Source organism: Psychrobacter sp. APC 3426 (genome assembly GCF_030408035.1).
Classification (GTDB): Bacteria; Pseudomonadota; Gammaproteobacteria; order Pseudomonadales; family Moraxellaceae; genus Psychrobacter.
The window spans coordinates 1-19,328 of record NZ_JASDCF010000011.1; the positions used below are offsets into that span (position 1 = coordinate 1).

Annotated in this window: 17 protein-coding genes and 1 pseudogene; 6 read left to right on the forward strand and 12 right to left on the reverse strand. The window is 44.2% G+C overall.

Annotation, left to right across the window (positions count from 1 at the left end; all coding sequences use genetic code 11):
* A pseudogene (locus QL919_RS07315) lies at positions 1-133 on the forward strand (IS5/IS1182 family transposase); the annotation flags it as partial.
* Between the two features lie 109 nt (positions 134-242).
* On the opposite strand, the gene QL919_RS07320 reads toward QL919_RS07315, so the two are convergent.
* On the reverse strand, positions 243-797 hold the full coding sequence (locus tag QL919_RS07320; protein ID WP_290188903.1) for a type IV secretion protein Rhs: 555 nt from the start codon (positions 795-797) through the stop codon (positions 243-245).
* 262 nt (positions 798-1,059) lie between these two features.
* Here QL919_RS07320 and QL919_RS07325 point away from each other — a divergent pair, with 262 nt between their 5' ends.
* Positions 1,060-2,349 carry a replication-associated recombination protein A gene (locus tag QL919_RS07325; protein ID WP_290188904.1) on the forward strand — a complete coding sequence of 430 codons (1,290 nt, stop codon included), beginning with the start codon at positions 1,060-1,062 and terminating at the stop codon, positions 2,347-2,349.
* A gap of 232 nt (positions 2,350-2,581) precedes the next feature.
* On the opposite strand, the gene tnpB is transcribed toward QL919_RS07325, so the two are convergent.
* Positions 2,582-3,733 carry an IS200/IS605 family element RNA-guided endonuclease TnpB gene (gene tnpB, locus QL919_RS07330; protein ID WP_290188905.1) on the reverse strand — a complete coding sequence of 384 codons (1,152 nt, stop codon included), beginning with the start codon at positions 3,731-3,733 and terminating at the stop codon, positions 2,582-2,584.
* A 261-nt stretch (positions 3,734-3,994) separates the two neighbouring features.
* Between tnpB and ribBA the strand changes: the two genes are divergently transcribed.
* Together ribBA and QL919_RS07340 are read left to right on the forward strand one after the other, a co-directional pair.
* Positions 3,995-5,116, forward strand: coding sequence for a bifunctional 3,4-dihydroxy-2-butanone-4-phosphate synthase/GTP cyclohydrolase II (gene ribBA, locus QL919_RS07335; RefSeq protein WP_290188906.1), 1,122 nt, complete (start codon positions 3,995-3,997; stop codon positions 5,114-5,116).
* 162 nt (positions 5,117-5,278) lie between these two features.
* Positions 5,279-6,474 (forward strand): IS3 family transposase gene (locus tag QL919_RS07340; protein ID WP_290188907.1). Its coding sequence is split into 2 segments (ribosomal slippage): positions 5,279-5,663 and positions 5,663-6,474, totalling 1,197 coding nucleotides; the frame shifts between segments, so codons are not numbered across the junction.
* Between the two features lie 205 nt (positions 6,475-6,679).
* On the opposite strand, the gene QL919_RS07345 is transcribed toward QL919_RS07340, so the two are convergent.
* The 6 genes from QL919_RS07345 to QL919_RS07370 form a co-directional block, all read right to left on the reverse strand.
* A complete protein-coding gene (locus QL919_RS07345) occupies positions 6,680-7,171 on the reverse strand; it encodes an acyl-CoA thioesterase (protein WP_290188908.1) in 492 nt (163 codons plus the stop codon).
* Positions 7,172-7,316: 145 nt separating this feature from the next.
* Complete coding sequence (locus QL919_RS07350) at positions 7,317-8,339, reverse strand: hypothetical protein (protein WP_290188909.1); 1,023 nt, start codon at positions 8,337-8,339, stop codon at positions 7,317-7,319.
* A 79-nt stretch (positions 8,340-8,418) separates the two neighbouring features.
* Positions 8,419-9,549: a uroporphyrinogen-III synthase gene (locus QL919_RS07355; protein ID WP_290188910.1), complete on the reverse strand. Its 1,131-nt coding sequence runs from the start codon at positions 9,547-9,549 to the stop codon at positions 8,419-8,421.
* Between the two features lie 54 nt (positions 9,550-9,603).
* A complete protein-coding gene (hemC, locus tag QL919_RS07360) occupies positions 9,604-10,638 on the reverse strand; it encodes a hydroxymethylbilane synthase (protein WP_290188911.1) in 1,035 nt (344 codons plus the stop codon).
* A gap of 233 nt (positions 10,639-10,871) precedes the next feature.
* The gene (locus tag QL919_RS07365; protein ID WP_290188912.1) at positions 10,872-11,609 is read right to left on the reverse strand and encodes a LytTR family DNA-binding domain-containing protein; all 738 of its coding nucleotides are present in this window, start codon (positions 11,607-11,609) and stop codon (positions 10,872-10,874) included.
* 331 nt (positions 11,610-11,940) lie between these two features.
* Positions 11,941-13,092: a sensor histidine kinase gene (locus tag QL919_RS07370; protein WP_290188913.1), complete on the reverse strand. Its 1,152-nt coding sequence runs from the start codon at positions 13,090-13,092 to the stop codon at positions 11,941-11,943.
* A 113-nt stretch (positions 13,093-13,205) separates the two neighbouring features.
* Here QL919_RS07370 and argH point away from each other — a divergent pair, with 113 nt between their 5' ends.
* A complete protein-coding gene (gene argH, locus QL919_RS07375; RefSeq protein WP_290188978.1) occupies positions 13,206-14,579 on the forward strand; it encodes an argininosuccinate lyase in 1,374 nt (457 codons plus the stop codon).
* 226 nt (positions 14,580-14,805) lie between these two features.
* Positions 14,806-15,096, forward strand: a complete 291-nt coding sequence (locus QL919_RS07380; RefSeq protein WP_290188914.1) for an oxidative damage protection protein — start codon at positions 14,806-14,808, stop codon at positions 15,094-15,096.
* Between the two features lie 116 nt (positions 15,097-15,212).
* Here QL919_RS07380 and phoU read toward each other — a convergent pair whose 3' ends face one another.
* The 4 genes from phoU to pstC form a co-directional block, all read right to left on the reverse strand.
* Positions 15,213-16,007, reverse strand: coding sequence for a phosphate signaling complex protein PhoU (gene phoU, locus QL919_RS07385; protein ID WP_290188915.1), 795 nt, complete (start codon positions 16,005-16,007; stop codon positions 15,213-15,215).
* A gap of 223 nt (positions 16,008-16,230) precedes the next feature.
* A complete protein-coding gene (gene pstB / locus QL919_RS07390) occupies positions 16,231-16,989 on the reverse strand; it encodes a phosphate ABC transporter ATP-binding protein PstB (protein ID WP_290188979.1) in 759 nt (252 codons plus the stop codon).
* Between the two features lie 251 nt (positions 16,990-17,240).
* Entirely contained in the window at positions 17,241-18,158 is a 918-nt protein-coding gene (gene pstA, locus QL919_RS07395; RefSeq protein ID WP_356650114.1) for a phosphate ABC transporter permease PstA, read from the reverse strand.
* Between the two features lie 107 nt (positions 18,159-18,265).
* A complete protein-coding gene (gene pstC / locus QL919_RS07400) occupies positions 18,266-19,219 on the reverse strand; it encodes a phosphate ABC transporter permease subunit PstC (protein WP_290188916.1) in 954 nt (317 codons plus the stop codon).
* Between the last annotated feature and the right edge of the window lie 109 nt (positions 19,220-19,328).

The window sequence follows — 19,328 nt, forward strand, 5'->3', positions numbered from 1 at the left end:
TGTGGTTGAGCACAAAATAGGCTTAATCAAGTTGTTTAAAATCGTGGCTCATAAATATCGCAACCGTCGTCAGCGCTATGATCTTAGAATGAAGCTGTTTGCTGGTATCATTAATTCCGAGCTTAAATTATGACTTTTGCAAGAGGTCTATTATTAATTAATAACATTGCTTAGCTGAGCTGCTTACTTGCTATATCTTAAGCGAGTTTTTATCATAGTGGCTATTGTTCACAATATGAAGACTAAACTGTGAACGAGCTGTCGACACTATTATTTGCGCTACTAGAATGGGGATCACTAGCCGACGCCACGGTTAAAAACGGGATACAGCTCTCAAAATCTCGGCAGTCATGACCACGATGACGACGGATAAAATAATCTTGTACCATGCGTGCCTGCTGTTCGATACCATACTTAAAAAAGGATTTTCCTGTTTTTAGCACATAATCATAACGACGATCGATAAGGGCACCGCGCACTACCTTTAGCCCTTGTTGCAATTGCCATACATGAGTCAGCTCATGTATCAGCCAACTTTGTTTACTCAATGATGATTGGCTAAAATCCGTTATCCAATCTGCTGGGTTAAAGTAGATATTGCCATTAGGACTAACGGCATAGTTTTTTAACACCCACCAAGCCGTCTTAAGCTGAACCGTATCCAAGTTAATACTGTCACCAAATACTGAGCGTCCCAGCGCTATCTCACCAGTCGTCAGCGCACGTGACTGCTGCTTAGTACGTTTAACGTCTAAGTACCGCTTAAATAAGCGCTTGAAAGTCGACTGCAACCTCATTACTGTCTTACCTTATATTCAAAAACTGAGCATTTATAGATGCTATTTGATAAGTACGATTCGTTATAGAACTATTAAGCCTTTAATAAGGGTAAAAAATTAAAAAATAAAGCCCTTAAGACATAAGCTGTACACTTAGCTGACTTTTATTAACGTAAATCTGCGTTAGCCTAGCTAGAGTATGTTTTTTTCATATCAAGCTTAAAATAAAGACTTTACCCCATAAAAATTAAAAGTTGTTTAATTGATAATAGAGACCTTTATGCCACCTAATTTTCATGCTGATACGCCACTTGCCCAGCGTATGCGTCCAACGTCACTTGATGCCATTATTGGACAAGAACATCTACTCGCAGCAGGTGCACCGCTACGGCGCTTGGTCGAGCAAGGACATTTGCCATCGATTATTTTGCATGGTGAAGCAGGTATTGGTAAAACCACCATCGCGATGTTATTGGCTGATGCGGTTGAACGACCTTTTCACGCGCTTTCTGCCTTGAATACTGGGGTCAAGCAGTTGCGCGAAGTGCTAGACACCAAGGATTCATTAAGCTTTGAGTCGCCTGTGGTGTTCATCGATGAGATTCATCGTTTTAATAAAGCCCAGCAGGATGCGTTACTGGGCGCAGTAGAGTCTGGTGATATCACGTTAATTGGGGCAACGACTGAAAACCCCTCTTTTAGCGTTAACAATGCGCTACTATCACGTTGCCAAGTATATCGTTTAGAGCCGCTGACACCTGAACAAATCAGTGCGGTATTACAGCGCGCAATCTCAGAAGACTCTGTATTGAAGCAGCTGACGATTGATCTGCAGGCACAACAGACGATTAGCCAATTGGCACATGGCGATGCGAGAAAGGCACTGAATTTATTAGAGCTTGCCATTCAAACGGCAGATACTAAGCAGTCATCGCTTGTCATTGATGATGAATTGGTTGCCCGTGTCGCTCAGACAGCTTTAGTCCGCTATGACAAAGATGGTGAGCAGCATTACGATATTATATCTGCCATGATAAAATCCGTACGCGGCTCAGACCCAGATGCGGCACTTTATTGGATGGCAAGGATGTTGGTTGGCGGTGAGCCTGCTGACTTCATTGCGCGGCGCTTGGTCATCTTGGCGAGCGAAGATATCGGAAATGCCAATCCTAATGCCCTACTCCTCGCGGATGCAGCATTACGTAGTGTGCAATCAATCGGCATGCCAGAAGCACGTATTATCTTGGGGCAAGTTGTGGTGTATCTAGCGACCAGTGCCAAAAGCAATAGCACCTATAAAGCCATCAATGCGGCGATGGCGTTGGCAGAAAAAGACGCCTCCCCTGTGCCGCTACATTTGCGTAATGGCGTGACCAAACTGATGCGCAATCAAGGCTATGGTCAAGGTTACGCTTATCCACACGATTACCCCAACCACTATTATCCGCAGCATTATTTACCAGACAATTTAATCGGTATGAGCTTTTATGAATTCGCTGACAATCAACGCGAACAACACAGCAAGCAGTTTATGGATTGGCTAAAAAGCCAAGCGGAGAGTAATGAATAACCATGCATAATATTGCTCATCCCATTGTGTAATATGCGCTTTAATGCATAAATGGTAGCAACCATTGATAATACTGATGACGATTTTCGACAGCCTGGCCCATATAGTTTTGAGATGAGTCAGCACATTGGGATGAAAAGCGATGAACTACCGACCACCTAAAGAGGTGGCGATTTCTTAGGTAGTACCCATACTTGATACGATGTTTTGTATCAGCGGTTAGGCAAATGGACTAAGCTAACCCCGTCGCACCGACGGTTTTGAGTGTTGCCAGCCTTAGTCCTTCGTTTAGGATGTTGCTACTGGCGTTGATGTCTCTATCATGCTTTTGCTGGCAACTCGGACAATTCCATGATCTCACCTGTAATGGTAGCTCAGACTTAGTCAGTAAGTGACCACAGCCTGAGCAGGTCTTAGAAGATGGATACCATCGGTCTATTTTGACAAGCGTTTTGCCGTACCATTCAGCCTTGTAGTTCAGCATGGTGGTGAAGGTTGACCATGAGCTGTCTGATATGGCTTTAGCAAGCTTTCTATTCTTAACCATGCCTTTGACGTTTAAGTCCTCAATCGCAATCACATCGTGGTTTTTGATGAGATTGAATGAGAGTTTGTGTAGAAAGTCTTTTCGGCAATTCGTGATACGCTCGTAGACTTTGGCGACTTTAACTTTTTGCTTTTGATAGTTGCGGCTCTCTGACAGCTTTCGTTGATCCGCTTTGGCCACTTCTCTACGCTTGGCCAGTATCTTTTGTTCTCGCGCAAGCTTATGTTGCAGCTTAGATAAAAAGGTAGGATTGGCAACTTTTGTACCGTCCGATAAGACGATAAAGTCAGTCAGTCCTAAATCAATGCCGATGTTAGAGTGGGTTTTTGGCAGTGTTGTAGCGATGGTTTCAACCAATAGACTGGCATAGTACTTGCCTGATGGGGTGCGGCTGATGGTGGCGCTCTTTATTAAGCCATTTACCTTGCTTGGAAATTTAGCGTTGATGTGACCTATTTTAGGCAGTTTGACAGTGCTGTCTGTGATCGCCACTGTGCCCTTTTGGTTGTTGGTCGTATAACTATCCTTAATTCCTTTTTTCTTGAATTTTGGGAAGCCTAAACCTTGCTTGAAAAACTTACTATAAGCCGTCCGAAGGTTTTGTTGTACGTTGGCTAGTGCCAGGCTATCGACTTCTTTAAGCCATTCAAATTCTTTTTTATAGTGAGCAGGAGTGTTTTTAAGCTCGGTCTTATGCTCGTTGTAATACTCAATCTTGTCACTAAGCATCCTATTCCAAATAAAGCGTGTGCAGCCAAATGATTTAGCAAAAAATATTTGCTGACCCTCATTAGGGTATAATCTTACTTTATGGGCTTTTAGGATTTGTTTTGGCATGAAGCTATTGTACCATATCAAAAGTCTGACGCATTCATCCCACTACTTTAGAAGTAGGGGAATTCTGCGCTGAAAATGTTAAAATGTCCTCATATTGATATATAAGCAATGATTCAATAGCGCCTACAGTCGATCCATTCGGTCGAGCTTACTTTGCTTAACCGCAACAGCGCTCTGTAGCGTCTACTGCTACAATAGTCAGACAACGCTTTATATTCCAAATCACACCTATCTATAAATAATAAAATATTGAGACTTACTATGAGTTTAAATACGATTCCTGAGATTATCAAAGACATTCGTGCTGGAAAAATGGTCATCTTGATGGATGATGAAGACCGCGAAAACGAAGGCGATATCATTATGGCAGCGACGCATGTGCGCCCTGAAGATATTAACTTTATGATTACCCATGCACGCGGCTTGGTGTGCTTGACCTTATCGCAAGCACGTTGCCAACAGTTGGCATTGCCACTGATGTCAGATCGTAACGAGGCAAAATTCAGTACCAACTTTACGGTGTCTATCGAAGCGGCTGAAGGTGTCACTACCGGTATCTCTGCTGCAGATCGCGCGCGTACTATTCAAGCGGCGGTATCATCGGCAGCGAAGCCAGAAGACATCGTTCAGCCTGGTCATATCTTTCCAATCATGGCACAAAATGGCGGTGTCCTACATCGTGCCGGTCATACAGAAGCGGGTTGTGATTTGGCGCGCCTAGCAGGTCTAGAGCCAGCAGCCGTCATCGTAGAAATCATCAATGCTGACGGTACGATGGCACGCCGTGATGATCTTGAGATATTTGCTAAAGAACATGGCATCAAGATGGGCACGATTGCTGACCTGATTAACTATCGCATTGCCAATGAGCAAACGGTAGAAGAAATTGAGTCGCGTCCTTTCGAAACAGAGCACGGCACCTTTACCCTACATCGTTTCCGTGAGTTTGGTGCAGATGAAACGCATATTGCCTTGGTAAAAGGTGATGTGAGCGAAGGCGTCAGCACCGTCCGTGTCCATGGTTTCCATCCGTTACGTGACTTGTTCGCGGCCAAAAACGATACCACAGGTCGTAGTGGCTGGAGTGTGCAGTCAGCGATGGAAGAGATTAGCGCTTCAGAGCGCGGTGTGTTGGTTTGGATTGGTAGCCATCAACCGATTGATTTGGGTGATGCCCTAGACAAGGCTGCAGACAATGAATCGCTATCGACGATTACCCAGCAGCCATATCGTAGCATAGGGGTGGGCGCGCAGATTTTACGTCATCTTGGCGTTCGTGATATGCGCCTGCTATCATCGCCAATGAAATTCTATGCGCTATCAGGCTTTGATTTAAATGTGGTAGATTTTGTGCATGCGCCAGCGCAAGGTCAAGACGACTAAGTGGCTTAAGTTGGGTTATTAAACTCATGATAAGCCCTTCGGAAAACTGCTCAAAACAAGTGCTGAGAAACGCACTCAAAAAAGGCACGCTAATCAGATTAGCGTGCCTTTTTATTGTTCATGTCCCGTCCTAGAATGAGTTGACACATTTTAGGCGGTATTATGTCAAACATAGAGAACAAAAGAGCTAAGCGTAGTCAAAAAGATTACACCTTAGGCTTTAAATTAAGCGTTGTAAGTAGTGTTGAAAAAGGCGACATGACCTATAAACAAGCGCAAGCTATTTATGGTATTCAGGGTCGTAGTACCGTATTGGTATGGCTACGAAAGCATGGTAAATTAGACTGGACAGGTTTTAACCAGCGGAGGCGTTGCCCTATGTCAGTCCATAACTCTAGTGTAGAAACACCCGCTCAGCGGATAAAACGCCTAGAGCGAGAGCTTGCAGATGAAAGAGATCGTAATCTTATTCTAAATACTATGATTGACGTTTACGACAAAGACTATGGAGTAAACCTGAGAAAAAAGTCTGTCACGACAGTCTCTGGCAACTCAAGCAAAACGGACAAGTGAGTTTAGCTGTACTGTCACAGTGGATTGGTTTTTATCGTCAGTTCATGCCAAAGCTTGGGGGACGTAAACTGTACTACCTGATCAAACCTAAGCTTATAGATGCGGGTATTAAACTAGGACGAGATGGCTTCTTTGATTACTTACGGACAAATGACTTACTGGTGAAACCCAAACGTAGCTATACTAAGACGACTAACAGTAAGCACTGGCTCAAGAAACATCCTAATTTGTTAAAGGATAATCAAAACCAACCTTTCATGCCAGAGCAAGTACTCGTGGCAGACATCACCTACGTAAAGTCTGGTGAGGGTACTCACTATTTATCACTGGTGACAGATGCTTATTCAAGACATATTATGGGCTATCATTTAAGTGAGGATATGAGAGCTTGCAGTGTGGTCAAAGCATTAAAGATGGTGCAGTCTAACCGCTGCTATGATCATACTGCTATTCATCATTCAGACAGAGGGCTACAGTACTGCTCCGAGCTATACCAAGAGGCGCTACAGGCCTATAAAATAGTTCCATCAATGACGGATGGCTATGATTGCTACCAAAATGCCTTGGCTGAAAGAATCAATGGCATACTAAAGTATGAGTTCCTGCTGTACGAGTGTAATACCTTTAACGAATTGAAAGTACTGATTAAAGAGTCTATTCATATCTATAATGAGAGGCGACCGCATTTGAGTTTAAATATGCTAACACCGAACCAAGTCCATAGAAATATAGGATATAACTCTCAAAGAAAAAGTCAGATACTTGCAGTATCTGACTTCTCATAAACTCTCAACCTATTCTAGGACGGGACATCAACTATTTTACCGCTTAGCTATAAATTGCAGTGACGTCAGTGATATAGTTAGTGAAAAGTAATATCGATACATTACGCACTGCTGATATCAATTTTTCTTGCTTGCTGTGCTTGCGCAGACAGAGGCTACAAAAAATTGATATCAGCAATACCGTAGCGTTTTTAGGGTTTGTTGACTATAGATTAGGCGTGTGACCGACTGTTTGTTCCAGCGCCAACAAGCGCTCACGCTCCTCGAGTGTCCATGGCAGCTTAGTTTTGCCATCACTCTCTAAGCGTACTATCACAGCTTCAGCAGTAGCAACCACAGCTTGCTGCGCAGTGCTATAGTAGCTATATTCTATAACAATACTGGTCGTGCCCAAGCGTTGGCAGCGTACGCCCAACAATAGAGTGTCAGGATATACGACTGGACGTAAATACTGACAGCTAGACTGAGCAAGGACGGTCACCATACTGCCATCAAACATACCCAAAATTTGTAAATAAGCGATGCGCGCTGATTCAGCATAACGATAGAACACCACATTATTCAAATGATTAAAGGCATCCATCTCGCCCCAATGAATGGGCTGATTGTGTATTACTGGATAGTTTGCCAACTCAGTAGGCGTCGTTTTTTCTGCTGTATTCGCTGTAGATTGAGCTGTTTTGTTAAAATCGGTCATAGTTTACCTTTATTATTCTATAGTCAATCCACTATAAAAAAGTTACATCGTTAACCTCGCTTGAAGTATTACATATACATCTGCACTCAGTTGCCTTGTACCTTTTTTAAATTGAATCACCTATATTATTTATCTAACATATCTATTAGCGCTGAGGTTTGTCCAAAATTTGCGTGGTTAATAATGGCGTTGGTTTTGGTGCGTTGGCAATCAGCTGATCCAACCAATCAATCACCTCTGGGATATCACTCGGTGCTTTCATCGTTTCCAAATTCTTGGCAAGGTCATTCTGCTTACTATTAACACTGCGACTATCACTATTAGTCTTCGTTGCCGCTGATGGCTGCTGAGTTTTGCTGACCGCTGATGTCGGTTGCAATGTTGCCAGCTGTTTGCGTGCCTGTCTCAGGTAGCGAATAAGTTGGTCATGCTCACGCATATTGCTGGCTTGGCTGGCTAAGTTTAACGTCATAATGACCTCATGAACCACTAACTGTCGGCGGGTCAAAGCAACTTCATTTTTTATGGTGCTGTTTTTTTGAGTCCCATTTTGCATACTGATAGTGCCTTTATTGGCATTGCTATTACTGGCACTACTATCAATGCGACCTGCAGTTTCATGGCTATGCAGAAACTGTTGAATATTCTGAATGGCAAGGTTTTGAATTTGCCAAGGGCTTGGTTGTGAGCTTTGTGCTTGCAAACGTTCAATGTCTTTTAGCAAGCTTTGCTTAATAACGACGGTTAGAGCAGGAGCAATCTCATTGCTGCTTTGGGAAAGCTGCCAGTGTAAACCTCGCAGCAAATCAATCGCTGCACTATCGTTGTTGTCTACCAATAACCTATCAGCGGCCTGTATTTGAATACGCAATAAATCTAGCTGATTTTGCGCTTGGCTACTGGCTGCCGTCCTAGGCTCCGGTAAAGTCTGCTGGCTCATGGCAAACAAGCGATCATCCATGTCGTTTAAACGGCTGACCACCTGCTCGTTGCTTTGCAAGCGTTCGTTGACACTGTTTTGAAAACGCTGCTGACTAATATATAACCAGAGTAATGCGGCGATAAGTAGTAAGATTACCACCCACTGCATGCGTATCAGTAACATATTTGCTTGCCGGCGCTGCTGGACAGCAGAGGGATCCTTTAAAGGCTCAGAATTCGTTGACATAGTGCAGCACCGTTAGTGATAGGTTGGAACATATTGGAAAAGGTGAAAGAAACAGCAGCATAAAGTGCCAAGCCAATTTTTAGCATGAATATTCTGTGGAATTAATAGCGGCAAGAATGGTTTCAGGCGCCAAATTTTCTACACGCCAATGGCTTAACTGCTGCTCAGCGACCATATTAGCCAAGCGCTCTCCCAGTACCACATAAACGAAGTCAGATAGCTTAAGCGACCAACGATGATTTGTCTCACTCACCAATTGAGGCTCTGATGGACGCTCTGATTTTCCTTCATCAGCCTCTCGCTCATCAGTTGCTGTTACTTCTGCAACGATACGACTCCAATGTTCAAAGGCTGTCCCACTACTGACGATAACGATGGGCTTTAGCTTGGACTCAACCTGCTCTGATAGCTCATCAGTCTGATTAAGATTATCAGCATAAAAACCTGTTAGCCATTGCTTATATTCTTCTTTAGCATTGAGAGGCATCTTACGCTCATACCACGCGATACTATCGATATGCACACCGCGCGCTTGTAGCGTATTGACCAATAATCGTCGTCCGCCAAGTCCGCGCCATACCAGTAACTTATCGCCCGCTTGTAGGCTTTCAACTTCAGGCATGGCTAGCATACCCTCGTTATTGGCCACGCCTGGCTGCAGTACTTGATAGCTTGCCGCATCAATTTTGGCATTATTCAATACTGCTGCTGTCGCATCACCAACAGCAATCAGATGACTGGGCGCTTTTAAATTTTGCAACGCTGCCTCATGGTCTTTATTGGCTTCGTTGCCACTGCCCTCATGCTCTCGGGCTTGGCGCTCAAGCACTTGCCAAACTGCTAGCCCTGACGCAGCAGCCGTTGGGCTAACAATCACCAGTGCCTGATAATCACCTGCCAGCCACTGGCGCATGAGTGCCATATCATCATCAGTCGTAGGACGCGACTGTAGTGCCAACATCGGCATCTCAACCACGCTTAGACCTGCTGACTGTAAATGCTGCGTCAACGGTGCGGCACGCTCTACAGGCCGAGTATTGATGACCACTCGCAGTTGTGATGATTGCTGATTTAGCTGCTGATTTGATTGCTTGCTTGGCGGCTCATTTGGCTGACTATTTGCTTGGTCGTTCGAATGAGGCTTGGCGTGATTGAGTGTTGATGACATAGACGTACCATGACAAAAGGCTGATGAAATGAGTGTAGTCATAGACTGATTCAAAAATGAGTAGTCTATGACTGAAGGGATGACAGTACTGATTGGTTATTGAGGATTATAAATCGCTGACAAAATATCACCAGCACCATCAGCAAGCAGCATCTCTGCCACATCGATACCGAGCTGATTGGCCTGCGCTTCTTGCTCATCTTGTGCGCCAGTTAATGTGACGCGTTTTTCTGCTTTTAACAGCTCGCTACCATCGGCTTGCCCTACTCGACCACGCAACCACAATACATTGCCATTGTCGTTATTGCCATTGTCACCGTTCGCATCATTATTGCTGCTGGTTTCATCTGCCATCTGCAACACGGCATAGGCGGCGATGGGTACTTGGCAACCGCCCTCTAGGTGACGGTTTAACGCGCGCTCAGCGATAAGGCGAATACGAGCTTTGTCATCATTTAGCGGCGCCAACAGCTTTAATACCTCATCATCACCTTCGCGGCACTCAATCGCCAATGCGCCTTGTCCAACCGCCGGTAAGCAAGCATCGATATCAAGCTCGCCGCGTATGCGCTCATCCAGCTCGATACGCTGTAGTCCACTGGTCGCTAAAATAATCGCATCGTATTCGCCAGCATCTAGCTTACCCAAACGGGTGCCAACGTTACCGCGCAGGGTTTTGATTTGTAAATCTGGGCGATAGGCTTTGATTTGACACTGACGGCGCAAACTTGACGTACCGACTACCGCGCCTTGTGGCAGCTCATCGATACTATTATAGGTATTGGACACGAAGGCATCGGTTGGTGAAGCGCGTTTGCAATAAACACCCAGCATCAACCCTTCAGGCAGCTGCATCGGCACGTCTTTTAGTGAATGCACGGCAATATCTGCTTCTTTATTATAAAGCGCTTGCTCAAGCTCTTTAACAAAGAGACCTTTACCGCCAATTTTGGCCAATGGTGTGTCCAAAATCTTGTCACCCTTTGTGACGATTTTGAGTAAGTTGATCGTCATCTGAGGATACATCTCTAATAAACGAGCGCGAATATGCTCAGCTTGCCATAGTGCTAAAGGGCTTTGGCGAGTGGCGATGTTTAAGGTGGTCAAAGCAGGTTGCTGCAGATTGCTCATAAAGGGCCTCAATAAGTTTGATACTATAATATCAGTGCTGTTCATATCAGTACTACATACTGTCAGTACATACATTCAGTCGTAATCAGTACTAGACGTTACTGATGATTTGCCACAAAGAAAGGGCGCTATAACAGATTGTTAGTGATTGCTGACGCAAAAAAATACCCCTATTTAAGCATAAATAAGGGTTTGATGATATGGGATGATTATTTCGCTGTTAAAACAGCAGGTTACATACTTTGGATTTTATCACGTAACGCTGGCAGGTGACGACGGCTAACCGCTAGTGTCTCATCAATACCTTTGAAACGTATTTGATACTGCCCTGCATCTAAGGTTTCTAGATAGTCCAAAAAGCTCAAATTGATAATGGCGTTGCGATGTACTCGAAAAAGACGATCCTCAAACTCCTGCTCAAGCTCTTTTAACGTCTCATCAATCAGCACAATACCACCTTTGTGACGAACTTTGACGTACTTTTGATCGGCCGTAAAATAATAGATGTCTTTTAGCTTAATCAGCTCCACACCGCGATGGGTACGGGCGGCGATATGCTCACGTAGTGGGCGTGCTGTAGGATCTTCAAGCTTACGAATCTCATTAAGCTGCGCGGCGTTTAAGCTTTTTGCTTTATTCAATGCTTCTAATAATTCGTCTTTGTTCGCCGGCTTTAATAAGTAGCCAATCGCATTGGCCTTTAAGGCGGCAATGGCGTAATGATCGTACGCGGTAACGAATATAATCGCTGGCGGATGTTCAAGTTTGTTGAGCTCTTGGGCACAGCGTACGCCATCCATTTCGGGCATACGTATGTCTAACAATATGATGTCTGGTTGCTCAGTCTGTACGGCAACGATGGCTTCTGCCCCTGTCGTTGCCTGAGCAACCACCTGATGACCTGACTCTTGTACGATTCTGACCAAACGCTCACGCGCTAATGGCTCATCATCGCAAACTACGATCCGCATGCAAACTCCTATTTTAGGGCATACTTAATATTTTTTTAAAAGGATTAAGACTATATTAGCATTTATTACCAAGTACTTAGAATAGAAACATTCAATTATCGAATAAAATGACCTGTAAATATATCGCTATTGAGACTCATTTTATTTTTGTGTATTTAGTAAAAATTAATCGTCTCAAGTTGAGCTTTTCCAAAGGTATATTTTGTGCAGACTTAACACAACTTCAGCACGATGGAAAAGCTATTTTTATTCATAACCATACAATAAAACTGCAATAAATATGCCACTCTAAATACTTACTAATTTTTCATAAGTAAGCTTAAGACAACCCTTATAAACCCACGTCTTGTAGCGGATAATCAATGAGCGTAATAATTTGCGTACTGGTAACGGTGCTTTTGATATCGGCACTTTGACCAAAATAAGCCCGCAAGCGCTCAGCCTGAATATAAAAATCCATATGCTGACGTAGGTCATGATTAATCATTAAGGTTTTTTTGGGCAGTCTTACACTGATAGTAATAGCGACGTGGTGCTGGTGCCAAGTGACTTCAATATTGATATAAATCGTTTCAGTGGTCATCTCAACCACATTGAGCAGCATTTTTTCCAATACACTTTGTAAGGTTAAGGCGGTAATAACCATGTCATACATGATGTCTTCGTCAGGCAGCTGCCATTTTACATCGAGCTTATCCGCTAGACGGCTGGCCTCAATCGCCAAATAATGCTCACAAAGGGCGATTTCTTCTTCGAAACTGATTTCGCGGGCACCACTAAAGCTGGCACGGAACAATGCTGAGACATGCTGTAGGAGATAGGATGCGCGTGTCGGGTTGGACTCGATAAGTGATACCAAGGTATTAATGGTATTAAAGAAAAAATGCGGGGTGATACGTGCTTTTATCACGTCATTTTGCGCACTTAGCTTATGCTCAAAAGATTGCTTAAGGGCATGCATCTCACGATAACGGCGCAAAAAGTACAACAAAAACACCAAGGTAAAACCGCCGGCAATCATAAGATCGAAGACCACTTCTAAGATGAAGTTCTGTAGGTCATATTCGTGCCAGCCCATATTAATCATAACGAGCAGCACTAAAGTCATGGAAATGGTCGAGGCAATCATGAGTATCGCTAGCACATACATGCTGACCTTGGGCACGCTCATGCTTTTAAAGATGGGACGTAGATAATCGATGATGAATAGAGAGGGAATAATACTGAGCGTATTTTGTATCACTCGGCTCATAAACTTAATCATAAAATCTGACCAAGTCGCCAAATCATGGCGGTCAATAACTGTCAAAAATAGTGACCAAAAAAAGATATAAACCAGCCACTGCCAAGGTCTCATGACCTCCATGAGCTTGGGGATAAAAAACTCTAAGCGCTCCGCTAGTAAGGCAACCTCATCATTTGCTATACTTGAGTTCTTATTCTCTTGACTTGTCTTGTACCGATATGAACGCCAACTCTTCAAATCCTAGTAATCCTGAATTAAATAAAAACGCATCTGCCTCTGATTCTAGCACAGATGACTCTATAACAAATAACGCGACGCAAAGCAGCCCTACCAGTGGTCAGGGCCAGCAAATGTGGGGCGGACGCTTTAGTGAAGCGACGGATAGCTTCGTTGCTGCATTTACCGCATCCGTGGGCTTTGACCAACGCTTTGCCCGTCACGATATTCAAGGCTCAATCGCCCATGCCACCATGCTAAAAGAATGTGACATTCTCACAGCTGACGAGGTGGCAACCATCATCGATGGTCTACAGCAGGTGCTGCGCGAGATTGAAGCGGGTGAATTTAACTGGTCTATTGCCCTTGAAGACGTACACATGAACGTTGAATCACGCCTGACTGATATCGTTGGCGCGGTGGGTAAAAAGCTGCATACGGGACGTAGCCGTAACGATCAGGTTGCCACTGATATCCGCCTATGGTTGCGTGAAGAAACGGACAATATCATTGCGCTATTGGTACGTTTGCAGAGCGGTTTACTAGATTTGGCTGAGCAGCATACTGACACGATTATGCCTGGCTTTACACATCTGCAAACGGCTCAGCCTGTGAGCTTTGGTCATCACGTCATGGCATGGTTTGAGATGTTATACCGCGATACCGAGCGTCTGGTTGATGCCCGTCGCCGTATTAATCAAATGCCGCTTGGTAGTGCTGCTCTCGCTGGTACCACCTTCCCCATCGATCGTACCATCACTGCTGAATTGCTAGGTTTTGAAGGCATTTGCCAGAACTCATTAGACGCGGTTTCAGACCGTGATTTTGCTATTGAGTTTACCTCAGCGGCCTCTATTTTAATGATGCATATGTCACGCATGAGTGAAGAGATTATCCTATGGATGTCAGCGCAATTTAACTTTGTGCAGATACCAGATCGCTTCTGTACTGGCTCCTCTATCATGCCGCAAAAGAAAAACCCTGATGTACCAGAATTGGTACGCGGTAAAGCAGCACGTGTCTTTGGTCAATTAATGACATTATTAAGCCTGATGAAGAGCCAGCCACTTGCTTATAATAAAGACAACCAAGAAGACAAAGAGCCGCTATTTGATTGCGTCGATACCTTAACTGGTTCGCTACTCGCCTTTGCTGATATGCTACCGAACATCACGCCAAATAAAGAAAATATGCGTGCAGCCACCATGAAAGGCTATGCAACGGCGACTGACCTAGCCGATTATTTGGTACGCCAAGGGGTGGCATTCCGTGATGCCCATGAAGTGGTCGGCAATGCCGTCGCTTTAGGCATTAAAGAAGGCGTTGATTTAAGTGACTTATCACTGGCACAGCTTCAGCAATTTAGCGACGCCATTGGTGATGATGTCTTTGACTTCTTAACGTTAGAAGGCTCATTAGCCGCGCGTGATCATTTGGGCGGCACTGCTCCCAATCAAGTTAAGCAGGCGGTCGTTACTGGTCGTGCACGCTTAAAAGCCTTTGCCTAAACGCTTGATTTAAACACGGCCTTAACGTTGTACATCTAACACTCGCTCCTAATATCTAATCGTTAGGGCGAGTGTTTTTATTTGTCATCACATCGCCAAAACTTGTATTAAGCAGGTTTGCTGTTACCTTCTATACACCTGATACCCTTTGCTAAATTAACCAAGACCGCTATCATAGGGTGATATCAATATTCGACTGAATAACTTACTTAATAAGGAGTATTTTATGACTGAGACTTTTAACCCGCAAGCACATACCGTGTTTTGCCGCAAATACCAGCAAGAATTGCCAAAAATGCCACATCCGCCTTTTCCTAACAAAAAAGGTCAAGAGCTGCAAGAGACTGTCTCTGAAAAGGCATGGCAGGAGTGGCTTGAGCAGCAAACCATGCTGATTAACGAAAATCATTTAAGCATGATGGACCCTGAAGCCAAGAAGTTTTTAACCGAGCAACGTGAGAAGTTTTTAGATAATGAAGATTATGAGCGTGCTCAAGGCTGGACGCCAGAAAAATAGTTGGTATAAATATATTGGAATATCTTGTTGTTCCTATGCTGTAAACAAAAACGCGCTATGTTGAAATAGCGCGTTTTTTATTGAAGATAAAATCACCGTTCAAAAAGATTCTCTTGTTATTCTTCATCAGTATCTGGCAACTCAAAGTCATTCGCTGACATGATGGCTGATGTTGTACTGACTTGGCGTGCCGCCATTCTATTATTGGCTTCTTGCACGGCTTTTTCTACCATTTTATAGTCTGAGTGGCGCACATCTTGCCCGCTAATATAGTTAATCACCAGTTCAGCGACGTTCTGTGCATGGTCGCCAACACGCTCAAGCGCGCGCAATACCCACATGATATTAATGACCTTTGAGACGTGCCGTGCGTCCTCCATGATATAAGTCATCAAAGCACGAATCGCCGATTGGTATTCATCATTGACCAAACCATCATTACGCATGACTTCAAATGCCTGCTCCGCATTGGACTGACTAAAGGCTTCTAGCGCATTATGTAGCATGATACGAACCTGATTGCTGAGATGCTGAACCTCAGCGTAACCATATGATGACTTGCCTTGTGCTGCGATTTTACTGGCCATTTGGGCGATTTTGACCGCTTCATCGCCGATGCGCTCTAAATCAACCACACCTTTGCTAATGGACATGACCAAGCGCAAATCACTGGCAGCTGGCTGGCGTTTGGCGACCAGTAATAAGATATGCTCATCGAGTTCAACTTCCATCCGATTGATATCGAAGTCCATATCGATGACTTCTTGTGCCAGTGCTTCATCTTTATCAATGAGGGCGTGGATGGCTTTGGCGACTTGGTTGGCAGCGCTATCACCCATGTATAAAAATAAGCGAATGGCTTCATCCAAATCTTGGTCAAAACTTTTAGAGATATGCTTGTCACTTTGCATGAGAGGTATTCCCTGAATATCCATATTTTAGTGTAGTCAGTTCAACATAAAAGAAGGGCACTGTTAATGGCGTGCTGCTGGGATAAATTTTCCTCGCTTGCTGTGCGCAGGCCAGACAGATGCTTCGCAAAATTCACACCAGCAGTACATGTAACTTTTAAAATCAAACAGCTATAGCGTGATATGTTTTGAGTTTACATAAATAGTTTTAATCTGCTCAACGTTAACCATAACGACCGGTAATGTAGTCTTCGGTCGCTTTTTGCGTAGGCGTGGTAAATACTTGATCCGTCTCGCCCATCTCAATCATATCGCCCAAATACATATAGACTGTATAGTCTGATACTCGCGCCGCCTGCTGCATATTATGGGTGACGATGGCAATGGTATAGTCATTTTTCAAATCTTCTATCAAATCTTCGATTGCACCCGTTGAGATAGGGTCTAGGGCTGAGGTTGGTTCATCAAGCAACAGCACTTCAGGTTTGGTAGCGACACTACGGGCGATACACAGTCGTTGCTGCTGTCCGCCTGATAAAGACAAGCCCGACGCTTTTAGCTTATCTTTCACTTCTGGCCACAATGCCGATTTTTTTAGCGCCCATTCCACGCGATTATCCAGCTCAGCTTTGCTTAGCTTTTCATAGAGACGCACACCAAAGGCGACATTGTCGTATATCGACATTGGAAACGGCGTCGGCTTCTGAAAGACCATGCCGACTTGCGCGCGTAGCAAGTTGACATCGACATCTTTACCTAAGATATTTTTGCCATCAAGATTGATATTGCCTTCTGCACGCATGCCTGGGTATAAGTCATACATACGATTGAAAGTACGTAGTAGGGTCGATTTTCCGCAACCTGATGGACCGATAAAGGCAGTCACTTTTTTATCAGGAATGTCGATATTGATGTTTTTTAGTGCCTGAAAATCCCCATAATAAAAACTCAAATCACGAATCTGCATTTTTGCTGCAGGCATGTTTTTGGGAATATCATGCAGTGTTTGCTTGGTTAAGTTTGCCGCATCTGGCTGCTGCATTTGCGCTGACGTTGACATCGGTCTGTTTAGTAGATTGCCTGTTGGCGTATCAAAGTTATTAGTATTAGTTGTTGTACGGGCTTTGCTTATGACGTCATTCATAATGTTATCCAACCTAGCTTAATGAATATAAATTTAAGTAAATGCTGTCTGTAGAGTGATTTGGCGACAGGCTTTATTGACTCTGACTGCTATTTGGTTTGACCTCGACTGCCAATGAATCTTGCCAAGACATTCAAGACCAATACCGACGTGGTAATGAGCAGTGCCGCTGCCCATGCGAGTGCATGCCAATTGTCATAAGGGCTCATAGCAAACTGATAAATGGTATTAGGCAAGTTAGCAATTGGCTGACTCATATCGGTACTAAAGTATTGATTATTCAATGCCGTAAATAGCAATGGCGCCGTCTCACCGGTGATTCTGGCAAAGGCCAACAATACGCCTGTGGTCAGCCCCGCTCGAGCTGCTTTGATAGTCACTTGCGTGACCATTTTCCACTTCGGTGTACCCAGTGCATAAGCCGCTTCACGAATACTGTTGGGCACTAAATTAAGCATGTTTTCAGTCGTACGCACAACCACAGGAATGACAATTAGTGCCAATGCCAGTGCGCCTGCCCAACCAGAAAAGCTTTGGCCTTTTACCATCAAGGCATAAATAAAGAGACCAATGACAATCGACGGTGCAGAGAGCAAAATATCGTTTAAGAAGCGCGTCACTTTGCCAAGCATGCTGCCATGAGAAAACTCAGACAAATAAATCCCTGTCATCAGGCCAATAGGAGCGCCGATAAACAATCCCGAAAATGCCAACATCACTGAGCCGACAATGGCGTTGCGTAAGCCACCTGCACTCATCGGTGGCGGGGTGTCGGCAGTAAAGATGGGCATTTGCACCATGCCTTGGAAGCCTTCAACGAAGAGCGTAAATAAAATCCAAAACAACCAAATTAGGCCAAAAATCATTGCTGACATGGCAAAGCCTAGACCAAGCTTATTGGCCCAGCGCCGTTTGTTATAAAGGCGCTTGTTATAACGATCTTCAAAGTTGCTCTTAGCAGGTAACGCTGAATTCATAGCATCAGTAGGCATAAAGCTCATTTCCATTTTTTATCAAGGTTTTTACCAAAGTCTTGTTTATCGCTGCTTGTTATCAATCACTATCTATCATGTTCTGTAGATATCTGCCGACATCTACCATGACCTCCTAAGAACTATCGATTACCTGCTTTTTGATCCATGCGCATTAGCATCAGCTTAGCGAGCGATAGCACAATGAAAGTAATGACAAATAGAATTAAGCCTAAATGTAATAACGACGCCAGATGTAGCTCACTAGAGGCTTCTGCAAATTCATTGGCAAGGGCTGAGGTAATGGTGACCCCAGAAGTAAATAGACTTGGACTGATATTAAAGGCGTTGCCGATGAGGAATGTCACAGCCATGGTCTCACCAAGGGCACGACCCAGTCCCAAGATGACACCACCAACGACGCCAGCTTTGGTATACGGTAAGATAATTTTAAACATCACTTCCCAAGTCGTCGCACCCATGCCGTAAGCCGATTCTTTTAATAAATCTGGTACCACGGAAAAGACATCGCGCATGGTGGCCGCGATAAAAGGAATAATCATAATGGCAAGTACGAGTGAAGCGGTAAACATGCCCAGTCCCATTGGCGCACCCGTAAACAGCTTACCGATGATGGGCAGTGGACCGACGTGTTCGATAAACCACGGCTGAATGTGATCGCCAAAAAAGGGCGCAAATACAAACAACCCCCACATACCGTAAATGATAGAGGGGATACCTGCCAGCAGCTCAATAGCGATACCGAGGGGCTTTTTTAAGAAATTCGGACACATCTCGGTCAGAAATATCGCAATACCAAAGCTGACTGGCACAGCGATTAAAATAGCGATAAACGAAGTGACCAGCGTGCCGTAAATAGGCGCTAGCGCACCGTACTCATTGGCAACCGTATCCCAGTTATTACTGGTATAAAAGCCGAGACCAAATGCTTGAATACTCGGCCAAGCGCCAATGATTAGAGAGACTAAAATGCCGCCCAAGGATAAGAGGACGAGGATGGCAAAAGCCTTGGTTGCATTGACGAATAAAGCGTCGTAACGTTTTTGTTTAGCCAGTTGGGACCTTAGGTCATTCATAAGTGTCTCAGCATTAAATAGGGTTAAATCAAAAGGTTCAAAAAGATTAATCAGGTCTTATCGCAGCAAACTAAATCAGTAGCGCTATCAATATGCATTATCGGCTCCA

What these genes read in the sequence shown, in the direction of transcription:
- QL919_RS07320 (WP_290188903.1), bottom strand. Translation starts at nt 797, where the DNA reads ATGAGGTTGCAGTCGACTTTCAAGCGCTTATTTAAGCGGTACTTAGAC.
- QL919_RS07325 (WP_290188904.1), top strand. Translation starts at nt 1,060, where the DNA reads ATGCCACCTAATTTTCATGCTGATACGCCACTTGCCCAGCGTATGCGT.
- tnpB (WP_290188905.1), bottom strand. Translation starts at nt 3,733, where the DNA reads ATGCCAAAACAAATCCTAAAAGCCCATAAAGTAAGATTATACCCTAAT.
- ribBA (WP_290188906.1), top strand. Translation starts at nt 3,995, where the DNA reads ATGAGTTTAAATACGATTCCTGAGATTATCAAAGACATTCGTGCTGGA.
- QL919_RS07345 (WP_290188908.1), bottom strand. Translation starts at nt 7,171, where the DNA reads ATGACCGATTTTAACAAAACAGCTCAATCTACAGCGAATACAGCAGAA.
- QL919_RS07350 (WP_290188909.1), bottom strand. Translation starts at nt 8,339, where the DNA reads ATGTCAACGAATTCTGAGCCTTTAAAGGATCCCTCTGCTGTCCAGCAG.
- QL919_RS07355 (WP_290188910.1), bottom strand. Translation starts at nt 9,549, where the DNA reads ATGACTACACTCATTTCATCAGCCTTTTGTCATGGTACGTCTATGTCA.
- hemC (WP_290188911.1), bottom strand. Translation starts at nt 10,638, where the DNA reads ATGAGCAATCTGCAGCAACCTGCTTTGACCACCTTAAACATCGCCACT.
- QL919_RS07365 (WP_290188912.1), bottom strand. Translation starts at nt 11,609, where the DNA reads ATGCGGATCGTAGTTTGCGATGATGAGCCATTAGCGCGTGAGCGTTTG.
- argH (WP_290188978.1), top strand. Translation starts at nt 13,206, where the DNA reads ATGTGGGGCGGACGCTTTAGTGAAGCGACGGATAGCTTCGTTGCTGCA.
- QL919_RS07380 (WP_290188914.1), top strand. Translation starts at nt 14,806, where the DNA reads ATGACTGAGACTTTTAACCCGCAAGCACATACCGTGTTTTGCCGCAAA.
- phoU (WP_290188915.1), bottom strand. Translation starts at nt 16,007, where the DNA reads ATGCAAAGTGACAAGCATATCTCTAAAAGTTTTGACCAAGATTTGGAT.
- pstB (WP_290188979.1), bottom strand. Translation starts at nt 16,989, where the DNA reads ATGCCTGCAGCAAAAATGCAGATTCGTGATTTGAGTTTTTATTATGGG.
- pstA (WP_356650114.1), bottom strand. Translation starts at nt 18,158, where the DNA reads ATGGAAATGAGCTTTATGCCTACTGATGCTATGAATTCAGCGTTACCT.
- pstC (WP_290188916.1), bottom strand. Translation starts at nt 19,219, where the DNA reads ATGAATGACCTAAGGTCCCAACTGGCTAAACAAAAACGTTACGACGCT.